Source organism: Dyadobacter sp. CY327 (assembly GCF_021390415.1).
In the GTDB taxonomy this organism is placed as follows: Bacteria; Bacteroidota; Bacteroidia; order Cytophagales; family Spirosomataceae; genus Dyadobacter; species Dyadobacter chenhuakuii.
The window spans coordinates 891,481-907,856 of the sequence record NZ_JAJUXJ010000001.1 but is presented as its reverse complement, the minus strand read 5'-3'; the positions used below and the strand labels follow the sequence as shown (position 1 = coordinate 907,856).

At 45.9% G+C, this 16,376-nt stretch carries 16 protein-coding genes; 4 read left to right on the top strand and 12 right to left on the bottom strand.

The features are described from left to right. Positions 1-12 precede the first annotated feature (12 nt). From LZG74_RS03895 to LZG74_RS03880, 4 genes are all read right to left on the bottom strand, one after another. Positions 13-858 (bottom strand): sugar phosphate isomerase/epimerase, encoded by an 846-nt coding sequence (locus LZG74_RS03895; RefSeq protein ID WP_233795293.1) that lies wholly within the window; start codon positions 856-858, stop codon positions 13-15. Between the two features lies 1 nt (position 859). Beyond that, positions 860-2,065 (bottom strand): VCBS repeat-containing protein, encoded by a 1,206-nt coding sequence (locus tag LZG74_RS03890; RefSeq protein WP_233795292.1) that lies wholly within the window; start codon positions 2,063-2,065, stop codon positions 860-862. Between the two features lie 79 nt (positions 2,066-2,144). Beyond that, positions 2,145-3,227 (bottom strand): L-rhamnose/proton symporter RhaT, encoded by a 1,083-nt coding sequence (gene rhaT, locus LZG74_RS03885; RefSeq protein ID WP_233795291.1) that lies wholly within the window; start codon positions 3,225-3,227, stop codon positions 2,145-2,147. A gap of 47 nt (positions 3,228-3,274) precedes the next feature. Then, complete coding sequence (locus tag LZG74_RS03880) at positions 3,275-5,524, bottom strand: T9SS type A sorting domain-containing protein (protein WP_233795290.1); 2,250 nt, start codon at positions 5,522-5,524, stop codon at positions 3,275-3,277. Between the two features lie 104 nt (positions 5,525-5,628). Between LZG74_RS03880 and murF the strand changes: the two genes are divergently transcribed. From murF to LZG74_RS03865, 3 genes are all read left to right on the top strand, one after another. Next, positions 5,629-6,933: a UDP-N-acetylmuramoyl-tripeptide--D-alanyl-D-alanine ligase gene (gene murF / locus LZG74_RS03875; RefSeq protein WP_233795289.1), complete on the top strand. Its 1,305-nt coding sequence runs from the start codon at positions 5,629-5,631 to the stop codon at positions 6,931-6,933. Positions 6,934-7,163: 230 nt separating this feature from the next. After that, entirely contained in the window at positions 7,164-7,703 is a 540-nt protein-coding gene (locus tag LZG74_RS03870; RefSeq protein ID WP_409013377.1) for a peroxiredoxin, read from the top strand. Between the two features lie 11 nt (positions 7,704-7,714). Then, a complete protein-coding gene (locus LZG74_RS03865; protein WP_233795288.1) occupies positions 7,715-8,305 on the top strand; it encodes a carboxymuconolactone decarboxylase family protein in 591 nt (196 codons plus the stop codon). Positions 8,306-8,422: 117 nt separating this feature from the next. Here LZG74_RS03865 and LZG74_RS03860 read toward each other — a convergent pair whose 3' ends face one another. From LZG74_RS03860 to LZG74_RS03830, 7 genes are all read right to left on the bottom strand, one after another. Next, complete coding sequence (locus LZG74_RS03860; protein ID WP_233795287.1) at positions 8,423-9,181, bottom strand: carboxypeptidase-like regulatory domain-containing protein; 759 nt, start codon at positions 9,179-9,181, stop codon at positions 8,423-8,425. After that, positions 9,181-10,014, bottom strand: coding sequence for a hypothetical protein (locus LZG74_RS03855; protein ID WP_233795286.1), 834 nt, complete (start codon positions 10,012-10,014; stop codon positions 9,181-9,183). The genes LZG74_RS03860 and LZG74_RS03855 overlap by 1 nt, the downstream gene beginning before the upstream one ends. Before the next feature lie 60 nt (positions 10,015-10,074). Further along, positions 10,075-10,551, bottom strand: coding sequence for a hypothetical protein (locus LZG74_RS03850; RefSeq protein WP_233795285.1), 477 nt, complete (start codon positions 10,549-10,551; stop codon positions 10,075-10,077). Next, on the bottom strand, positions 10,538-10,855 hold the full coding sequence (locus LZG74_RS03845; RefSeq protein WP_233795284.1) for a hypothetical protein: 318 nt from the start codon (positions 10,853-10,855) through the stop codon (positions 10,538-10,540). Before LZG74_RS03845 ends, LZG74_RS03850 begins: the two co-directional genes overlap by 14 nt. A 2-nt stretch (positions 10,856-10,857) precedes the next feature. Continuing rightward, the gene (locus LZG74_RS03840; protein WP_233795283.1) at positions 10,858-12,327 is read right to left on the bottom strand and encodes a PKD domain-containing protein; all 1,470 of its coding nucleotides are present in this window, start codon (positions 12,325-12,327) and stop codon (positions 10,858-10,860) included. A gap of 150 nt (positions 12,328-12,477) precedes the next feature. After that, positions 12,478-13,203 carry a LytTR family DNA-binding domain-containing protein gene (locus LZG74_RS03835; protein ID WP_233795282.1) on the bottom strand — a complete coding sequence of 242 codons (726 nt, stop codon included), beginning with the start codon at positions 13,201-13,203 and terminating at the stop codon, positions 12,478-12,480. After that, positions 13,203-14,303, bottom strand: coding sequence for a sensor histidine kinase (locus tag LZG74_RS03830; RefSeq protein WP_233795281.1), 1,101 nt, complete (start codon positions 14,301-14,303; stop codon positions 13,203-13,205). Before LZG74_RS03830 ends, LZG74_RS03835 begins: the two co-directional genes overlap by 1 nt. Positions 14,304-14,602: 299 nt before the next feature. Between LZG74_RS03830 and ahcY the strand changes: the two genes are divergently transcribed. Beyond that, entirely contained in the window at positions 14,603-15,919 is a 1,317-nt protein-coding gene (ahcY, locus tag LZG74_RS03825) for an adenosylhomocysteinase (RefSeq protein WP_233795280.1), read from the top strand. A gap of 80 nt (positions 15,920-15,999) precedes the next feature. Here the strand turns inward: ahcY and LZG74_RS03820 are convergent, their stop codons facing one another. Next, positions 16,000-16,374, bottom strand: a complete 375-nt coding sequence (locus tag LZG74_RS03820) for a T9SS type A sorting domain-containing protein (RefSeq protein ID WP_233795279.1) — start codon at positions 16,372-16,374, stop codon at positions 16,000-16,002. Between the last annotated feature and the right edge of the window lie 2 nt (positions 16,375-16,376).

Genomic DNA, 16,376 nt, shown 5'->3' with positions numbered 1-16,376 from the left:
CTCAAAAATAAGTCATATCGCCAACCCTCGCAAAAACCGCAACCCATCCACAGCAATCGCCTCCTTCGAAGGCTCGACCTGCCTCCATATCGAAGCGGCCTTGGCAATCACTTTAACATCCGGCGTAAAAGATTCAATAACAATGTCGCCCTGGTAGTTGATGTTGTCCAGGGCGGCGAAGATTCGGTCCCAGTTGATCTGGTCGCCGCCGGGGGTGCCGCGGTCGCTGCCGGATGCGTGGAGAAGGGCTAGTTTGGATCCGGCCATTTTTATGGCTAGGGCTGGATCCTTTTCTTCCAGGTTCATGTGGAAGGAATCGAGGTGCACCATTAGCGCGTCGCTTCCTACGTCGGCGATTAATTTAAGCACCTGTTCGCAGGTGTTAATGAAATCGGTTTCGTAGCGGTTCAAAGGCTCTAACGCCAGCTTAACATTTCGCTCACCAGCATAATCAGCGAGGATTCTGAGATTTTTTACAACTGTTTTCCATTGCTTTTCCTTTTTATCGTCAGGAACAAGATCCGCCCTGCCGACAGAAGAATAAACAGGCCCGGCAACCAGCTGACTTCCCAGGATCGGGGCAATGTCAATCAATGTTTGAACATATTCCAATGAGGTAACCTGCTCTTTTCGGGTGCCGCGCAGGTCGCGCCCCGGGCCGGTTGCTGCGCATACGGAACGGCATTCCAGTTCATTGTCATCCAGCACCGTTCTGACATATTTGGCATCAATGTTCGATGGCTCCTCAACGGCGATTTCTACGAAATCGAAACCCCATTCCTTGAACTTTGGAAAGAAGGAAACGCTTTCATTCGTGAACGGCGAAGAGAACAAATAGGTGTTGATACCGAATTTCATGTTACTGGCTTTGAGTAAAAATGCGGACGCCCTTTTTGTTTCCTGTTACAATGTCCAGCAGTCCATCCTTATTCAGATCTTCCACGGTGACATGCAGACCCGCACCTGAGTCATTGTCAATTTCGTGCCTGGTCCAGCTTGGGACTTTTCCCGGTTTATATTCAAACCAATAAATAACAGCAGGCTCAAATTCACCCGGATCGTTTCCGTGGTGGGCGAAGTATCTTTTTCCCGTTACAAAATCAATATTGCCATCGCCATTGATGTCTGCCAAAGCGAGGCCGTGTGTCTGAGAGAATGTATTGTCGATGGTATGATGGCGCCATGTGGCGTTTCCTTGTTCGTCTTTGCCTTGCTCATGCCACCAAATGCCATAATCATGCGCGGATGCACTTAAAACATCGTTCAAGCCGTCGCCGTTGAGGTCCATAACGTACATTTGAGAGCAATCCTTTCCTAAATCAGCGGGATGAAATTTCCAGTCTGCATCTTTTTCAACCTTAGCCGGCCCTTCTGCGGGACCTTCCCACCAGCCGTTTTTGACTATAACATCCTTACGGCCATCGCCATTGACGTCCCCGTAACCGATGCCATGCGTGTACATATGTGTGGCAATGTTCGGATCATTGCTGATCGTGAATTTTTCCCATTCTGTTTTGCCTTTTTCAGCAGGACAACGCAGCCAGATCACTTTCTTTGCCGTCGGATCATTACATAGCAAGTCCAGACGACCGTCTCCGTCCATATCCACCAGCATGGGCGACTCGTTTCCTACCGAAGAATGGATCACATGGGTGGGCCAGTGGCCGGGCTTGCCCTTCGGATTTTCATGCCAGACGGCAGCCTTGCCCGGCCAGTCAATTCTGATCAGATCGATCCAGCTGTCCTGGTTCACGTCCATGGCGAAATCCAGAAAAGAATTGCTATAACCCCCATTGACGATAAATGAATCCGGCTTGGCCAATTCGTGCGCTTTCCAGCTGGGCGCTTCGAACCAATATGCACCGGCGAGTATATCTTTCTTGCCGTCCTTGTTCACATCCCCCATCGCTGCTCCTTCGGCAATGAATTTGTTGACTAAAACCTGTTTTTTAAATGAGACAGTCTTGCCGAGTTTCGCTTTGGTTTGCGCTTGCGACGCATAGCCCGATAGCATTAAAACCGGGATCAGGAAAAGCCATTTTAGCTGTTTTGCAATTGTTCTCATTTATCAAGGATTTAGATTTCTTATTATAAAAAAGAAAAGCAAGTCAATTTTACTGCCATTTACTGAAATGCCGTCGAAACTACTCCCTCAAATAATTACCATATCCAACTATCAAAACAGACAACACAATCACCAAAATGCCCGAAATGATCATTGTAAGCGTCTTTTTGCTAATTCCTTTCCATTCTTTCAGGATTAACCCCCAGGAATTGGCAACCAGGATGATGAATGCCATGTGCAGGATCCACGAGCTTGGACCGTTGCCCAGCTTGCTTTCGCCCATGCCGTAAAAGAAGAATTGCAGGAACCAGGTCGTGCCGGCTAGGGCGGAGAAAATGTAGTTGGATAGCAATGGCGTGCGGGAATCGGTGTAATTGCCGAATGTTTTGTTGCGCGCATTGAGCAGCATGCACCAGATAAAATTGGTGGTAAGCCCGCCCAAAAGGATTACGACATAAGTCACATTGTTTTGAAATAAAAACTCGCCCTGATCCGGGTTCAGCGCTTTCCAGGCTGCGTTGGCTTCCTCAGCCATTACTTTTCCTGCATCTATCCCGAATGCGAAACAAGCGCTTAATACGCCGGAAATGATGGAAACGGTAAGCCCTAGGCCGATTTTAAATTCCGTTTTATCATCGGCTACATATCCTGATTTTTTGAGGTCGCTGTCCTTCATCGCGCCTGCTTTGCCACAAATGACAATGCCAATCACACACACCAGCAAACCCAGCAAGACCATTTGCCCCCAGCTGTTTGTCAGCAAGTCGGAAATCGTATCTTTTCCCGGTCTGGGTGAAAATTGGTAGTAAACGGAAGGGATTAAGGCACCGAAAACGGAGCAAAGCCCGAGAATGATGGAACTTCCGAGCGAAACACCGAGATAGCGGACGCCCAACCCGTAAGTCAGCCCACCTATTCCCCACAAAACACCAAAAATGTAGGTGATTAGTAAAATTCCTCCATCGGTTGCGGCAATGATATCTGTGAAGCCCGGAATGGTCAGATAAGCGGCGAGCGGAGGAACAATGAGCCAGGAAAAAAGTCCGCCTACGATCCAATAGGATTCCCAGGCCCAGCCTTTGACTTGTTTGTATGGAATGTAAAAACTGCCGGAAGCAAAACCGCCAATAAAATGGAAAATTACGCCGAGAAGAGCTTGCATGAAATTGAATTTTATCTTGTAAGAGCTTTCCTGCGGCTATCTACTTGCTAATTTGCCACCATCACCTTCCTCACTACACGGCTGTTTCCCGATTTTATTTCAATCAAATACAACCCCGCAGACCAGTGTTGCGTGACGATTTCCTGTTCGACATTTGCATTCAGCTTTTGATCCTGGACGACTTTCCTGCCGCTTACACTGACAATGTCAAACGTGGCGGGCTTTGAGGATTTAATCTTCAAATAGTTGGCTGCCGGATTTGGAAAAACGTTCACCAATGGCCCTGCGCCCGGTTCGTTGCCCGTAATGGTCACAGGAACAATGTTGGTTAACAGCCGGAGCCCGCCTGCGTTGCTGCCAATAGCGATATCGGGCTTTTTATCACCATTATAGTCCCCAATGGCCACTGACAGATAAGTGCCGAATGCTGGTGCGGCAACTTTTCCGTTTTGCTCAACGAGCAATGTTTCGCGCGCTGTCCATTTACCCCATTCAGCGCCGTGAAAAAGGCGAATGTTGCCGGTATGATCCGCAGTAATCAGGTCTGCACGGCCGTCGAGGTCGAAATCTGCTACGGCCAGTTGCGGTGAGCGGCCTTCGAAACTGATGCTAACACCCGCAAAAGCATCACTTTCCAGCTTGAAAGTGAACTGCTTGCTGGTTCCCGTGTTGGCATAATAATATAAATTTCCCTGCGTCTTGCCTACCAGCAAATCCAGGTCGCCGTCGCCGTCCACATCGTAAAAATGTGGCGAATCGCCCGTTTGCGATTCGGTCGGCAAGGCAATAGTTACGGCATCGGCCAGGTTCAATTGCGCTGGCGCGCCAGCTGGCGCTTTGTTAGGAATGTAGCGGTATTCGGGTTTTAATGTTGTAGTCGATGTGGCTGCAAAACCGAGGTCTATCATCCCATCTCCATTGAAATCAGCCCATTGCGGCTTAATGTTGTAAACTGCAAATACCGAAGCCAGATTCAGATAATTTTCCGACTCGACTTCGTAAGCAGGCGTTGTGTTATTCCCGGTGTTTTTCAAAAGCCAGAAACTGCCCTTAAAACCGCTTTGACCCGGAACGCCGCCGGTGCCGACCAGCAAATCCAGATCGCCGTCCCCATCGATATCAAAAAACGAGGGCGCTGCATTTTCACCGACATCCAACATTTGATCTTGCAGGAAATTCTTTTTCGAAAGCTTGAAATCCGGCTTGCTATCCGTTCCGGCATTGTGATAAAGCCAGCCGGAAGATTTGAAATCAGTAAGATTACCATCATTGGAAGCCACATTGGGCGCAATAAGCAGGTCTTTTTTTCCATCAAAATCTACATCCTCCATATACGCAGCCGGAAAAATATGCAATTGCACAGGATTGACGGCCGGAAATGTGTTGGTATAAGCAGTGAAATTTCCGATCAATCCGCTTGCTGCATTGGTAAGGAAAGAGACGTGCGTGTTGCTGACGTGCCCTACCAAAAGGTCCTTTTTGCCATCCCCATTCAAGTCCTGCAACAGAATAGAATTTCCGGCATGCATTTCGCGGTTACCCGATTTGATAGTGACGCCACAATCTAATCCAAAATCAAAGCCCTCATTTGTGCCTTTATGGAAATTGCCCCAGCAATCACCATTACGCTGAAAAACGGGATTTTGAGCATTACCCAGACTGTCCGGCTTGCCAAATTTTTCCATGCTCAGATTCTGGTGCAGCTCAATGTAATTTCCCGAAAAATCAAAAAGCAACAAGTCAAGATCACCGTCGTCGTCCACATCCACAATGCCCGGAATGTCCGTTCCGGAAACCTGTAAATTGATATTTCCTGAAAAACCTTTGGTATAAAGCACTTCCTGCATTTGCCTGAATGTCCAGGATTGCGCGGTTTTTACCTGTCTGTACACGCTGATTCCCAGCGAAGTGCTGGTAAACAGATCTTTATGACCGTCGCCGTCATAATCGGCCAGGATCATCCAGTTATCTGCTTTTGGAAAAAGCGATTCGTAATAAGGTGCATGAATGAATGTCTTTTTGCCCGGGTTCAGCGGGTCGGCAGCGGTCAGGAATGTGGTGATCTTGCTGTTTGTACGATCATAGACGACCAGATCCTCGTCTGCATCATTGTTCAAATGCATTTTCAAAAACTGCGAGGCATTAAGACCACCGGCCCAGGGATTGGTCAGTTTCACGCCTTTGGATGTTACGCTGGTCAGGGTGTCAATTTTAAACCATGACTTTTGTGAAAAAGCATTCGTAAGCGTTATAATGTAAAAAAGGAAGAGAAAAAAGGAGGTAAATTTCGTTCGCATCGTTGAGGAATAATCTGTTAGTTTTGCAGGTTAAAGGGCTTACTGATCGGGCTTTTAAACCTAACGAAATAAGCGCTTATTACTTTATATTGATTCCAGATTTCATGTATACTTCAACCGAAACGCTCTATAACCACTTCCAAAACGGCGCTGTGATCTCAACCGACACCCGCAAAATCAGCGAGGGATGTCTGTTTTTCGCATTAAAAGGTGACAATTTCGACGGCAATCAATATTCGGCCGAGGCATTGGGCAAAGGCGCCGCTTATGCCGTGGTGGACGATCCGGAAGTTGTGATTAACGAGCAATTTTTGTTGGTTGAAAACGTGCTGGAAGCATTACAGGACCTGGCAAGACATCATCGGAAAACATTCACTTTCCCGGTGATCGCATTAACCGGCTCGAACGGAAAAACTACAACGAAAGAGCTGATTGCGAAGGTGTTATCCATGAAATACAACACGTACGCAACCAAGGGAAACCTGAACAACCACATTGGCGTGCCGCTGACCATCCTATCGATTGATCCGCAGAAACACGAGATGGCGGTTGTGGAAATGGGCGCAAACCATCAGCAGGAAATTGCCTTGTTAAGCACCATTGCCATTCCCACGCACGGCCTGATCACCAACATTGGCAAGGCGCACCTGGAAGGTTTTGGCGGAATAGCGGGCATTATGAAAGGAAAAGGAGAGCTTTTCGATTTTCTTTCCAAAAAGAAGGGCGCCGTTTTCGTCAACACCAAGGACGACGTAATCATGGAAATGGCGAGCAAGCGCCGGGCTTTTGGAGAAATTGTGTTTTACTGCTCGGAGAATGCTGCGGTTAATCCTGTTTTGGTGCAGGAAAGTCCTTTTGTAATTTATCAAAACAATGGAAAAACTGTTTCTACGCAGCTGACGGGCGAGTATAACTTCGACAATATGTGCGCCGCGCTGGCCATTGGAAAATATTTTGGTGTGGAAGATAGCGATGCCAATGAAGCCGTGGCAACGTATAAACCCGACAATAACCGTTCGCAAATTGTAAAAAAAGGAAGTAACACGGTGATAATGGACGCCTATAATGCCAACCCATCCTCCATGTCGGCTGCTGTTGCCAACTTTGCCACGATTGATGCGCCAAGGAAAATGCTAATCCTGGGCGACATGTTTGAGCTTGGCGAGGCTGCTCCGGCAGAACATTTGGCACTGGGCGAACAGATCGCGAAGCACAAATTTGACATTGTGATTCTGGCCGGCTCCTTAATGCAGCATGCATTGCCTGCACTGCCGAAAGCCTATTATTTTCCCGACAAATTTTCCCTGCATAATTGGGTTATGGACAACCCGCAAGAAAATACATACATGCTCATAAAAGGCTCGCGCGGGATGGCGCTGGAAACGGTACTGAACCTGATGCCTGAATGAGTTTTATAATTTAAGTAATTATTAGTTAAATTATATTGGCTGAATCTATCCTATTATTGACAAAATTGATAAATATTAGTTTCTAATCAATAAAATCAAATTCATTTGATTCTAACAACTCTTTCCTGATATAGTACCAGGCGAAAAGTTGCCTTCTGAGAGCGGCGGTTGTAGTTTTGTAACACTAAAAAGTACAAATTATATAATCAACGCATATCATGTCAAATAGGATTTTATCCGTGGGATCTACCTTCCCTGCATTTAAAAAAACATCTGTTGTTTCTCTTGAGAAAGGAAACGAATTCTACGATATTACCTCAGAGGATCACAAAAACGCTGAAAAGTGGATGGTAATGTTCTGGTGGCCAAAGGATTTCACATTTGTATGCCCTACTGAAATTGCTGAGTTTGGCAAACACGTTGAAGACTTCGCGGATCGCGATACAATGCTGATCGGTGCTTCTACGGACAGCGAATTTGTTCACCTGGCCTGGAGAAAAAACCACGATGATCTTCGCGACCTGCAATTCCCGATGCTGGCTGATACTTCCAAGTCATTGGCAGAAGAACTGGGCATTCTTGAAGCAAACGAAAAAATCGCTTACCGTGTAACTTACATCGTTGATCCACAAGGAATTATTCGTTGGGTGAGTGTAAACGACCTTTCTGTTGGCCGTAATGTTGGTGAAGTAATCCGCGTTCTGGATGCTTTGCAAACAGACGAACTTTGCCCTTGCAACTGGGTTAAAGGAGAAGCAACATTAGCTTAATCAAAAACCAAATGTATCCATTCGCAACAACAGGAAATACGAAAGATTCCCTGTATAAAGAAGTGAATTTGCCAGCTGAATTCGAAAGCGTGCTGATCAACAAGCTGGCGGCATTGGACCATCGTTATCTTAAAGATTTGAAGATTAATGTTGGTAATGTGTTGAAATCTCAGACATTGAACCGTAAAGAAGCATTGCTGATTGCGCTTTCAGTGGCTGTGAATGAGAAAAATGCAGCGTTGATCACAGCTCTTGAAGAATTGGCGAAAGCAGAAGGCGCAGACGAGAAGGAGATTGCAGAAGTTACAGCCTGCGTTTCTTTAATGAATGCCAACAACGTTTTCTATCGTTTCAGGCACTTCATGCACAAGGAATTTTACGACAATGCTCCTGCCGGAATTAAAATGAGCATTATGGTAAACCCGGTTCTGGGTAAAGAATTCTTTGAACTGCTGAGCCTTGTGGTTTCTGCATTGAACGGCTGCGAAATGTGCGTGACTTCACATGAACAGTCGGTGCTGAACCATGGCGGAACACCTGCGCGTATTTTCGACGCGGTTAGGGTTGGCGCTATTTTTAAAAGCTTTTCAGTATTGGTGTAAAATAAAACTTCCCGTCCCATAAAAGGGTCGGGAAGTCTGCACTACTACTCTTTACTCCGTAACTTTTACAATCCCAAGTCCTGGCGATCCTGTCTCCACGACTTGGGATTTTTTCTTCTATTCTGAATAGCTGATGAAAGCAATGTTATTCCCCCACATTGTCGAAGGCTCAAGATCAATGGTGATCTCGCTCTCATATGCATCCTCAGAAAAGTGCTTTCTAAGTTTCAATGGCATTTTGCCAGCCTCGCCGTTGTAATAGGCGGTCATCGTGTATCGCCCAAGCGGGATGTCAACCAGTTTCCCGTATTCATCAGTGAACGGCTTACCATGCTTTAATTTTAAGGTTTTACCTTTCGAACCGTCAATCAGGTTGCCGACCGGAATGAGCGTGAACTCAATGTTTTCTGAGTCATAAATGCTGCTCATCACGTCTTTATTGACCTCGATCGTGACACCATAATAACCTTGTGCTTCTACCGGCCGCCTGCCCGTAAGTTTCCATTGAAAATTCCTGACCGCGCCGTCAATGCTAAATTCCTCATACACATCGGGGTGCAGGTCCATTTCATATTCCTTGCCGTTGTACTTTTTCACAATATGAGCGGACGCCATAAATGTGCCCACTTTCGGCAACTGGATTTTATAATTCCCATTCTCATCCGACGAGCCGATTGAGTAGGAAGCATAGAACATTGTGTTATCGACCACCACTTTCACCCCTGGCATGGGCGAACCGTCCGTACTCGTGATTTTTCCGGTGGTATACCCTTCTTCCGGGCTCGATCCATCCGGCGAGGGGCTTCCGGAATCTTTGCAGGCCACCGCAATGAGCACCAAAAGCGCCCATTGAAATAGGAATGAAATCTGTTTCATTACTTGGTGATTTTCTGCAATTCTGTGGTAGAAACGTCGTCATCGGATGTTTCGACGGTTTTCACAATGCCGATGCCGGGCGCTGTCCACAGCTCAACGTTGTACACAAATTCCTTCTCTTCAACCGGGATGAAAAGGCTCGATAATTTCAGATACATCTCATATTTATACTCCCATTTCGTACAATTGAATGTTCCTGCGGGGGTTGTGATCGTTTCTTGCTTGGTCGCCTTTCCATCCAGATAGGTGATTTTGGTTTCCAAATCTGCTTCTATGGAGTCGTTTTCGTCAATCGGGATCAACAATTCCAGACCGATTTCCATGGGTTCCTTGCTGAAAGTAATGTTGCTGCCCACAGTGCCCTTGTTTTCCATAACCTGCTTCTGCGGAAAACCTTTCATCGTAACTTTCTCAATCGTAGCGAATTCCTCCGTGTTAGCATAAAGAGAATTGATTGCATCTTCGTAAAACAACTCATAAGTCGTCACACCATCTTTGCTGAATGCGCGGTTTCTGGTGGTAACATAAACATTTCCTTCTTTGATTTCATTTTCAATGTTATAAACCGAAATGCCCGAGGAATCTTTTACACTGACCACTTTCATTGTGGAGCTGCTTTTTGAGCCGTCACTGTCGGAGATCCTGTATGTGTAAACCTCGTCTTTGTTTGGCAGAAATGCTTTGTCTTCCGTCGCCGGGTTGCCGTCGTCTGGCTTAATGTTGCCTTTGTCGTCCTTGCAGGATGCGAATGAGAGCGCCGAGATGGCCAGTGCGAAAAATGCCTGCCTTGCCTGACGGGCGTTTCTAATAGAAGGTTGAATTTTATTTAACATGGCTTTTTTGTAAAAAAATGAAACATGGAAACGGATAATGTTATACGTATTAAAATTGCATTACCTGACTTTGAAAACGAGATGGATCAGGAGCAAGAAAAACCCTGCAATGGACAAATAGCCCCTGATCATGATGAATTTCAGCCATTCAGATCTTACAGTTGAAAATTCTGCTGTGCTTAGCGTATCGCTGTTAATCGATGCATTAACTGGTTCGCTAACTTTGACGATCAGCGCCATATCAGCCACTAACAGCAGGAAGGCCAGCAAAACGGGCGCATAGGAAAGGAATCCCGCACTTTTATCACTCATCAGAAACCAGATGAACATGATCGCCAATGCCGAGAGATAAAGCACTTTGAATCTGCCCCTTACGATCGGATCGACGGCTTTACGCAGCACGATAAAGTCCTCGGACGGAATGTTATACAATGCTTTGCCAAAACCAAAATGGTAAAATGCGCCTTGTGCAGCAATGAAAAAGTAAAGCACAATGCCAACGATCCGCACCACGGAAATTAACTCAATTGGTTTCATACAGTTTGTGAATTGAGGCTTTTGTCGTATCTCTTGACAGCTCTCCGGCAAGTTTTTTGTTCAAATATCTCCTAACCGAAAGTTTGGTAATATCCAGGTTTGCAGGTTCCGCGACTGTCGAAACAAGGTGATTGCTGTTTGCATAATACCGCACGATCGTGCCGGTTTTCCCGGGCTTGCTTTCGGTCACCCAAAAACCGGTTGCGGGATAAGGTTGCCGCAATGGTCTTTTTGGAGACTTCATCGTGTATTGCATGCCCGCGACCATGAGCGTGGCCGCGAGCATTACATTGAGCTTCATCATTATTATTCTTTCAGGACTTTGCCTTCAACATTGTCCGCAAATGTGTTCGCGGTCTCAATATCTTCATTCACGTTAGCCTGATAATTCACATAAACACCATATCCGCCGCTGCCCGAGATTTTCGAGTTTTTGATCTGGAAACTGGCCTGACTTCCGTAAACGGCAATGTTCACTTTCTTACCCGAAACCAGCGCTGTGCTGCCGCCGCCGGATATTTCCACATATTCGAATACATTCATTGCACTGGTCGAGAAGCAGATCAGCCCTCTCCAGTAAGCAGGCTTATTCTCGGCGCCTCTGATAATGATCTTCGAAGCCTGGGTTCCTTTTGCGTTGATATAACCGTTGTCAACGGACATTCTGGCGCCTGCTGACATTTCAATGATTACACCTGGCAATAATTTCCAGTTTGCATCCACCGTAAGGCTTTCCAGGACGCGGTAAGGTGTTTTGTCTTTGAAACCCTGCCAAACAATTTCCCCGGCAGAACTCTTGGGAAGCTGCGATGCAGATATTTCCACCACATTCCGTCCGTTTCCACCCGTAAAAACGGAGTTAGGATCCAGTTTCGCAACGTTTCTGGCAGTCAGCAAAATGCCCGCTTCCGTGTTGTCCTTGAACACATTGAAAGCAAATGCGGACAAAATAACAGCATCTTCAACCCACAAACCATAACCGTCATTCTTTTCAAAAAGGCAGTCTTTGATTGACAATTCTGCCTTGGAACTGCCCGTAACGGCCATACCAGCTTTTATTCCGCTGTAAAGCACCTTACTGCCCGCATGCAGCACATGCACATTTTCCAATGTATTGGCACTGCTTGCAGAACGGAAAATCACGCCAGCCCAAAAGCCCTTCTTCGCTTCCTGGCCTATCAGGCGGATCGGTTTGTTAGGCTCGCCGGATGCAAGCAATATCCCACCTTTATCATTCACTTCGAAACGCGCGTCCCTTGCAAATGCAATGACCACGCCGGGTTTCACTGTCAGTTCGGCATTCACTGCTACATTGCCGTTAGCAATGTAGTCGGGAAGGTCAGGATTATCAATGCGGTCTTCCAATGTGGTTTTTGCATTAATGTTCGCATCCAGCACAATCGGCTGAATAGCAGCTGCTGTGATCAGGACTTTGTCTTTGCTTTCGCCGTTCGCATTGCTGGTCGTCAGCTCAACTTCGTATTCACCGGGGAGGTCCGTTTTGAATGTTGGCTTATTAACCGTTGCTGAACTCAGCGCTACCGTGCTCCCGGCAGGTTTTTTGGTAAACGTCCACCGGAAATCGAATGGTTTGTTCTCGCTGTCTGTCGAAGCACTTCCGTCGAGGGTTACGATGTCACCGACCTTCACATTCTGGTCCGCACCGGCGCGGGCGGCAAGCGTGTTGCCTGGTTTTACGTCTTCATCTTCCTTACAGCTTGCTACGAAAAGGGCAAGCGAAAAGAGGGCAAGCAGAATTCTTTTACTTTTTAACATGGCTATTTTGAATTAACTGGACACTGATTTTCGCCATCGGCTCAATGGCGGTGCAATGGTAAGTCGAAATAGCGACGTGAGAAATTACTGTCGATTAACAGCAGGTTTTATCGACAAAAGGCGTCAGTAGACGCTAATTTTTACCGTTTGCTAAAAAGTCAGCTTGAAGCGTCGCTGACAATCATTCCTGAAATTACGGCCGATGGGAAGTTCTTTCCCGGCAATTTCGATTTTGTGAGCATGGTAACTTTCCACTTTATCCACCGCCACAATAAACGACCGGTGCACGCGGATGAAGCTGTCTTCGGGAAGCAACTCTTCCAGCAGGCTGATTTTTTGTTTTGTAATCAAAACTTTGTCCTTCAAAACCACCTTAATGTAATCACGAAGGCTTTCTACCCAAAAGATATCATTCACATTGACCTTCACCATTTTCCTATCCACTTTGAGATACAAAAATACGTCCTGGTTACTTACAGTGGCTTTTTGCGCGATGGAAACGGACTGATTGGTGACATTCAAGCTTGTGAAAACTTTGTCCATAGCCCTCAAAAATCGCTCGAACGGGATAGGTTTCAGCAAATAATCGACTGCATTCAAATCGAAACCTTCCACAGCATAATCCTGGTAAGCCGTTGTAAAAACCACTTTTGGGGGCGTTTTGAGGCTTCTTAACAGTTCAGTCCCGGTTAACCCAGGCATTTTCACATCCAAAAACATCAGATCCACTTCCCGCTGCCGCAGCACCTGAAAAGCCTGAATGGCATCCTGGCATCGCGCAACGATCTCAATTTCACTGAAATTCCGGAGATAGTTGTCCAGCACTTCAATGGCATGCGGCTCATCGTCGACCAAAATTGCTTTGATTTTAATCATCAGGCTATCTCCATTTTCTTATCCAATTCCAATTCCAGAATCACTGCGAAAACCTCATCTTCTTCCAGGATTTTGAGCTGATATGCAGACGGATACAAGATATCCAGGCGCTTCCGGACATTGGCTAAGCCGATGCTTGCATGATGGCTTCGGTTGTCTTTCAAATCTGATCGTTCGGGTTTGCTGTTTGATATTTTAAATTTAAGAAAATTGTTTTTGACCCGCAGATCCATATTAATCCACGCCTGCCCTACCTGCTCGCTGGCGCCATGTTTGAATGCATTTTCAACTAATGGAAGGATCAGGAGCGGCGCAATTTTGTATTCGCCGGAAAGACCATTGATGCTGAAATTAATATCCAAGCGTTCTTCATAACGGATTTTTTCCAGCTCGATATAGCGCTCGACAATGCTTATATCACGCTCTAAATCAACCACATCCGTATTGGCCTCATAAAGCATATAACGCAATATTTCTGCCAGCCCAATCACTACCGAAGGGGATTGCGGTGATTGGTTCAATGTTAATGCGTAGAGATTATTGAGTGTGTTAAACAGGAAATGCGGGTGTAACTGACCTTTCAAAAAGTTCAGCTCAGCCTCTATCGCCGCCTGTCTTCTTTCAAACCACATTTTAAAAAATTTAACCGATAAGGCGATCCACACAAAAATATTGGTCTGCTCGAATGCGCTGATCAGATACACCGGTTTCGAAAGCTGCCGCCATAAATCCCCTTCCAGTTTTTTCCAGACAAATGTCGGGTCCGTTTTTCTAACTGCGCCGTAAATGATGGGATCAGCAACAAAAATTTCCATTAACCGGAACGCCAGCGTGGATAGCAGCACGGCGGCAATGAGCAGGACAAAAAATTCGATCCGCTTTCTCCTGTTGAAAAATTTCGGAATGATAACATACCCGATCGAATAAAAATAGGCAATGTGTATAGGCAAAAACAAGGCAACAACCCCAATCGCAATCCAATAATCCGGCATTCCCGCTCCGTAAATCAGTGTCAGGATAACCAGGACTGCGATCCAGAATGCGGCATGCTGCAAAACCCTAAGTCGGGTCTGATGAGTAGGGTAAACGTTTGGGCGCATAGGCAAATATAAATAATTCAGCGCCTATTTTTCGAGCCGGAAAACATTGTCGACAAAGATCACCGTAAGATCGACAAACAGCATAAAAGCCATAGTTTCAGCCCTGTTAAGACAAAATATCTGCCAGGCATGTGGATTGAGCCGATACTCACTTACAAATTGAGCAATAGGGCACGATAGGAAGATAAAACATCCAAATTCACGCACAAAATCACAATTTGTATCTAAAATTCTTCCCGTCCGTGGTTTTTCTACTTAGTTTTGTATTAAAATAAAGATATTAACTAAACTGTCAAATAATGGCAACGTCAACAGAAACGTACATTCCTTATAAGGTAAAAGACATCACTTTGGCCGAATGGGGCCGTAAAGAAATTACACTTGCAGAAGCTGAAATGCCAGGTTTAATGGCAATCCGCGCTGAATACGGTCCATCACAGCCCCTTGCAGGTGCACGTGTTGCCGGTTGCTTGCACATGACGATCCAGACTGCGGTCTTGATCGAAACATTGACAGCATTAGGAGCTGAGGTTACCTGGTCTTCATGTAACATTTTCTCAACGCAGGATCACGCAGCAGCGGCAATCGCAGCAGCGGGCATCCCGGTTTACGCTTGGAAAGGCATGAACGAAGAGGAATTCAACTGGTGTATCGAGCAAACATTGTTCTTCGGTGAAGACCGCAAGCCATTGAATATGATCCTGGACGACGGCGGTGACCTTACGAACATGGTTTTCGACGAATATCCTGAATTGATCGAAGACATCAAAGGACTTTCAGAAGAAACAACAACCGGCGTTCTTCGTCTGTACGACCGTTTGAAAAACGGAACGCTTCATTTGCCTGCAATCAATGTAAATGACTCGGTTACAAAATCTAAATTCGACAACAAATACGGCTGCCGCGAATCGCTTGTAGATTCGATCCGTCGCGCAACTGACTTGATGCTTGCTGGTAAAGTGGCAGTTGTAGCAGGTTACGGTGACGTTGGTAAAGGTTCAGCAGAATCGCTTCGTGGCGCAGGATGCCGCGTATTGGTTACTGAAATCGACCCAATTTGCGCGCTTCAAGCTGCAATGGACGGTTTTGAAGTGGTTACAATGGACGAAGCTGCAACGCGTGCGAACATTTTTGTAACAGCAACAGGAAACTATAAGATCATTACAGATCGTCACTTCCTGGCAATGCGTGACAAAGCGGTAGTATGTAACATCGGTCACTTCGACAACGAAATCGACATGGCTTGGTTGAACTCCACTTATGGCGATTCAAAAGTACAGATCAAACCACAGGTTGACATTTATTCTGTTGCCGGCAAAGACATTATCATTCTTGCAGAAGGCCGTTTGGTAAACCTTGGCTGCGCAATGGGCCACCCATCATTCGTAATGTCCTGCTCGTTCTCGAACCAGACATTGGCTCAAATCGAACTTTGGACCAACACTGCAGCTTACGAGAAAAAAGTATACGTACTTCCAAAAGCATTGGACGAAAAAGTAGCAGCCTTCCACTTAGCGCACGTAGGTGCGAAACTGGAAACGCTTTCAGACGAGCAGGCGGCTTACATTGGTGTTAGCACCGAGGGGCCGTTCAAGTCGGAGACTTATCGGTATTGATATTGGATTTGGCCTTATGGTCAGACACTGTTAAAAGGACTTCCCAGGTTATCTTGGGAAGTCCTTTTTTGTGAAGATTACTAATTATTCAATTGCATTTCTCTTCCGACCGCCAGCTTTTGCGAATAATGCTCTTTGCCTTTCGTAAATTTCACAATGTAGATTCCAGCTTGCAGTCTGGATACATCAAGTTTCTCGCCTGTCCATCGCTCCTTCTTTACACAACTTATTCCACTTTTATCAAACACTTCGACATTAAATCCCGCGAGAGGCCTTACTGATTTGAAGGACACAAAAGATGCCACTGGATTTGGATAAACGGTTATCAGGTTTGATGTTGTTTTTACGGGATAAACTGTTAAACCGTATTTGCTTCTGATAATTTTGTCCTGGGCATGCGTCTCAACTGCACTGAAAACCAGTAATAATAAAGTATATAATATGATCCTTTTCATGT

What these genes read in the sequence shown, in the direction of transcription:
- LZG74_RS03895 (WP_233795293.1), bottom strand. Translation starts at nt 858, where the DNA reads ATGAAATTCGGTATCAACACCTATTTGTTCTCTTCGCCGTTCACGAAT.
- LZG74_RS03890 (WP_233795292.1), bottom strand. Translation starts at nt 2,065, where the DNA reads ATGAGAACAATTGCAAAACAGCTAAAATGGCTTTTCCTGATCCCGGTT.
- rhaT (WP_233795291.1), bottom strand. Translation starts at nt 3,227, where the DNA reads ATGCAAGCTCTTCTCGGCGTAATTTTCCATTTTATTGGCGGTTTTGCT.
- LZG74_RS03880 (WP_233795290.1), bottom strand. Translation starts at nt 5,524, where the DNA reads ATGCGAACGAAATTTACCTCCTTTTTTCTCTTCCTTTTTTACATTATA.
- murF (WP_233795289.1), top strand. Translation starts at nt 5,629, where the DNA reads ATGTATACTTCAACCGAAACGCTCTATAACCACTTCCAAAACGGCGCT.
- LZG74_RS03865 (WP_233795288.1), top strand. Translation starts at nt 7,715, where the DNA reads ATGTATCCATTCGCAACAACAGGAAATACGAAAGATTCCCTGTATAAA.
- LZG74_RS03860 (WP_233795287.1), bottom strand. Translation starts at nt 9,181, where the DNA reads ATGAAACAGATTTCATTCCTATTTCAATGGGCGCTTTTGGTGCTCATT.
- LZG74_RS03855 (WP_233795286.1), bottom strand. Translation starts at nt 10,014, where the DNA reads ATGTTAAATAAAATTCAACCTTCTATTAGAAACGCCCGTCAGGCAAGG.
- LZG74_RS03850 (WP_233795285.1), bottom strand. Translation starts at nt 10,551, where the DNA reads ATGAAACCAATTGAGTTAATTTCCGTGGTGCGGATCGTTGGCATTGTG.
- LZG74_RS03845 (WP_233795284.1), bottom strand. Translation starts at nt 10,855, where the DNA reads ATGATGAAGCTCAATGTAATGCTCGCGGCCACGCTCATGGTCGCGGGC.
- LZG74_RS03840 (WP_233795283.1), bottom strand. Translation starts at nt 12,327, where the DNA reads ATGTTAAAAAGTAAAAGAATTCTGCTTGCCCTCTTTTCGCTTGCCCTT.
- LZG74_RS03835 (WP_233795282.1), bottom strand. Translation starts at nt 13,203, where the DNA reads ATGATTAAAATCAAAGCAATTTTGGTCGACGATGAGCCGCATGCCATT.
- LZG74_RS03830 (WP_233795281.1), bottom strand. Translation starts at nt 14,303, where the DNA reads ATGCGCCCAAACGTTTACCCTACTCATCAGACCCGACTTAGGGTTTTG.
- ahcY (WP_233795280.1), top strand. Translation starts at nt 14,603, where the DNA reads ATGGCAACGTCAACAGAAACGTACATTCCTTATAAGGTAAAAGACATC.
- LZG74_RS03820 (WP_233795279.1), bottom strand. Translation starts at nt 16,374, where the DNA reads ATGAAAAGGATCATATTATATACTTTATTATTACTGGTTTTCAGTGCA.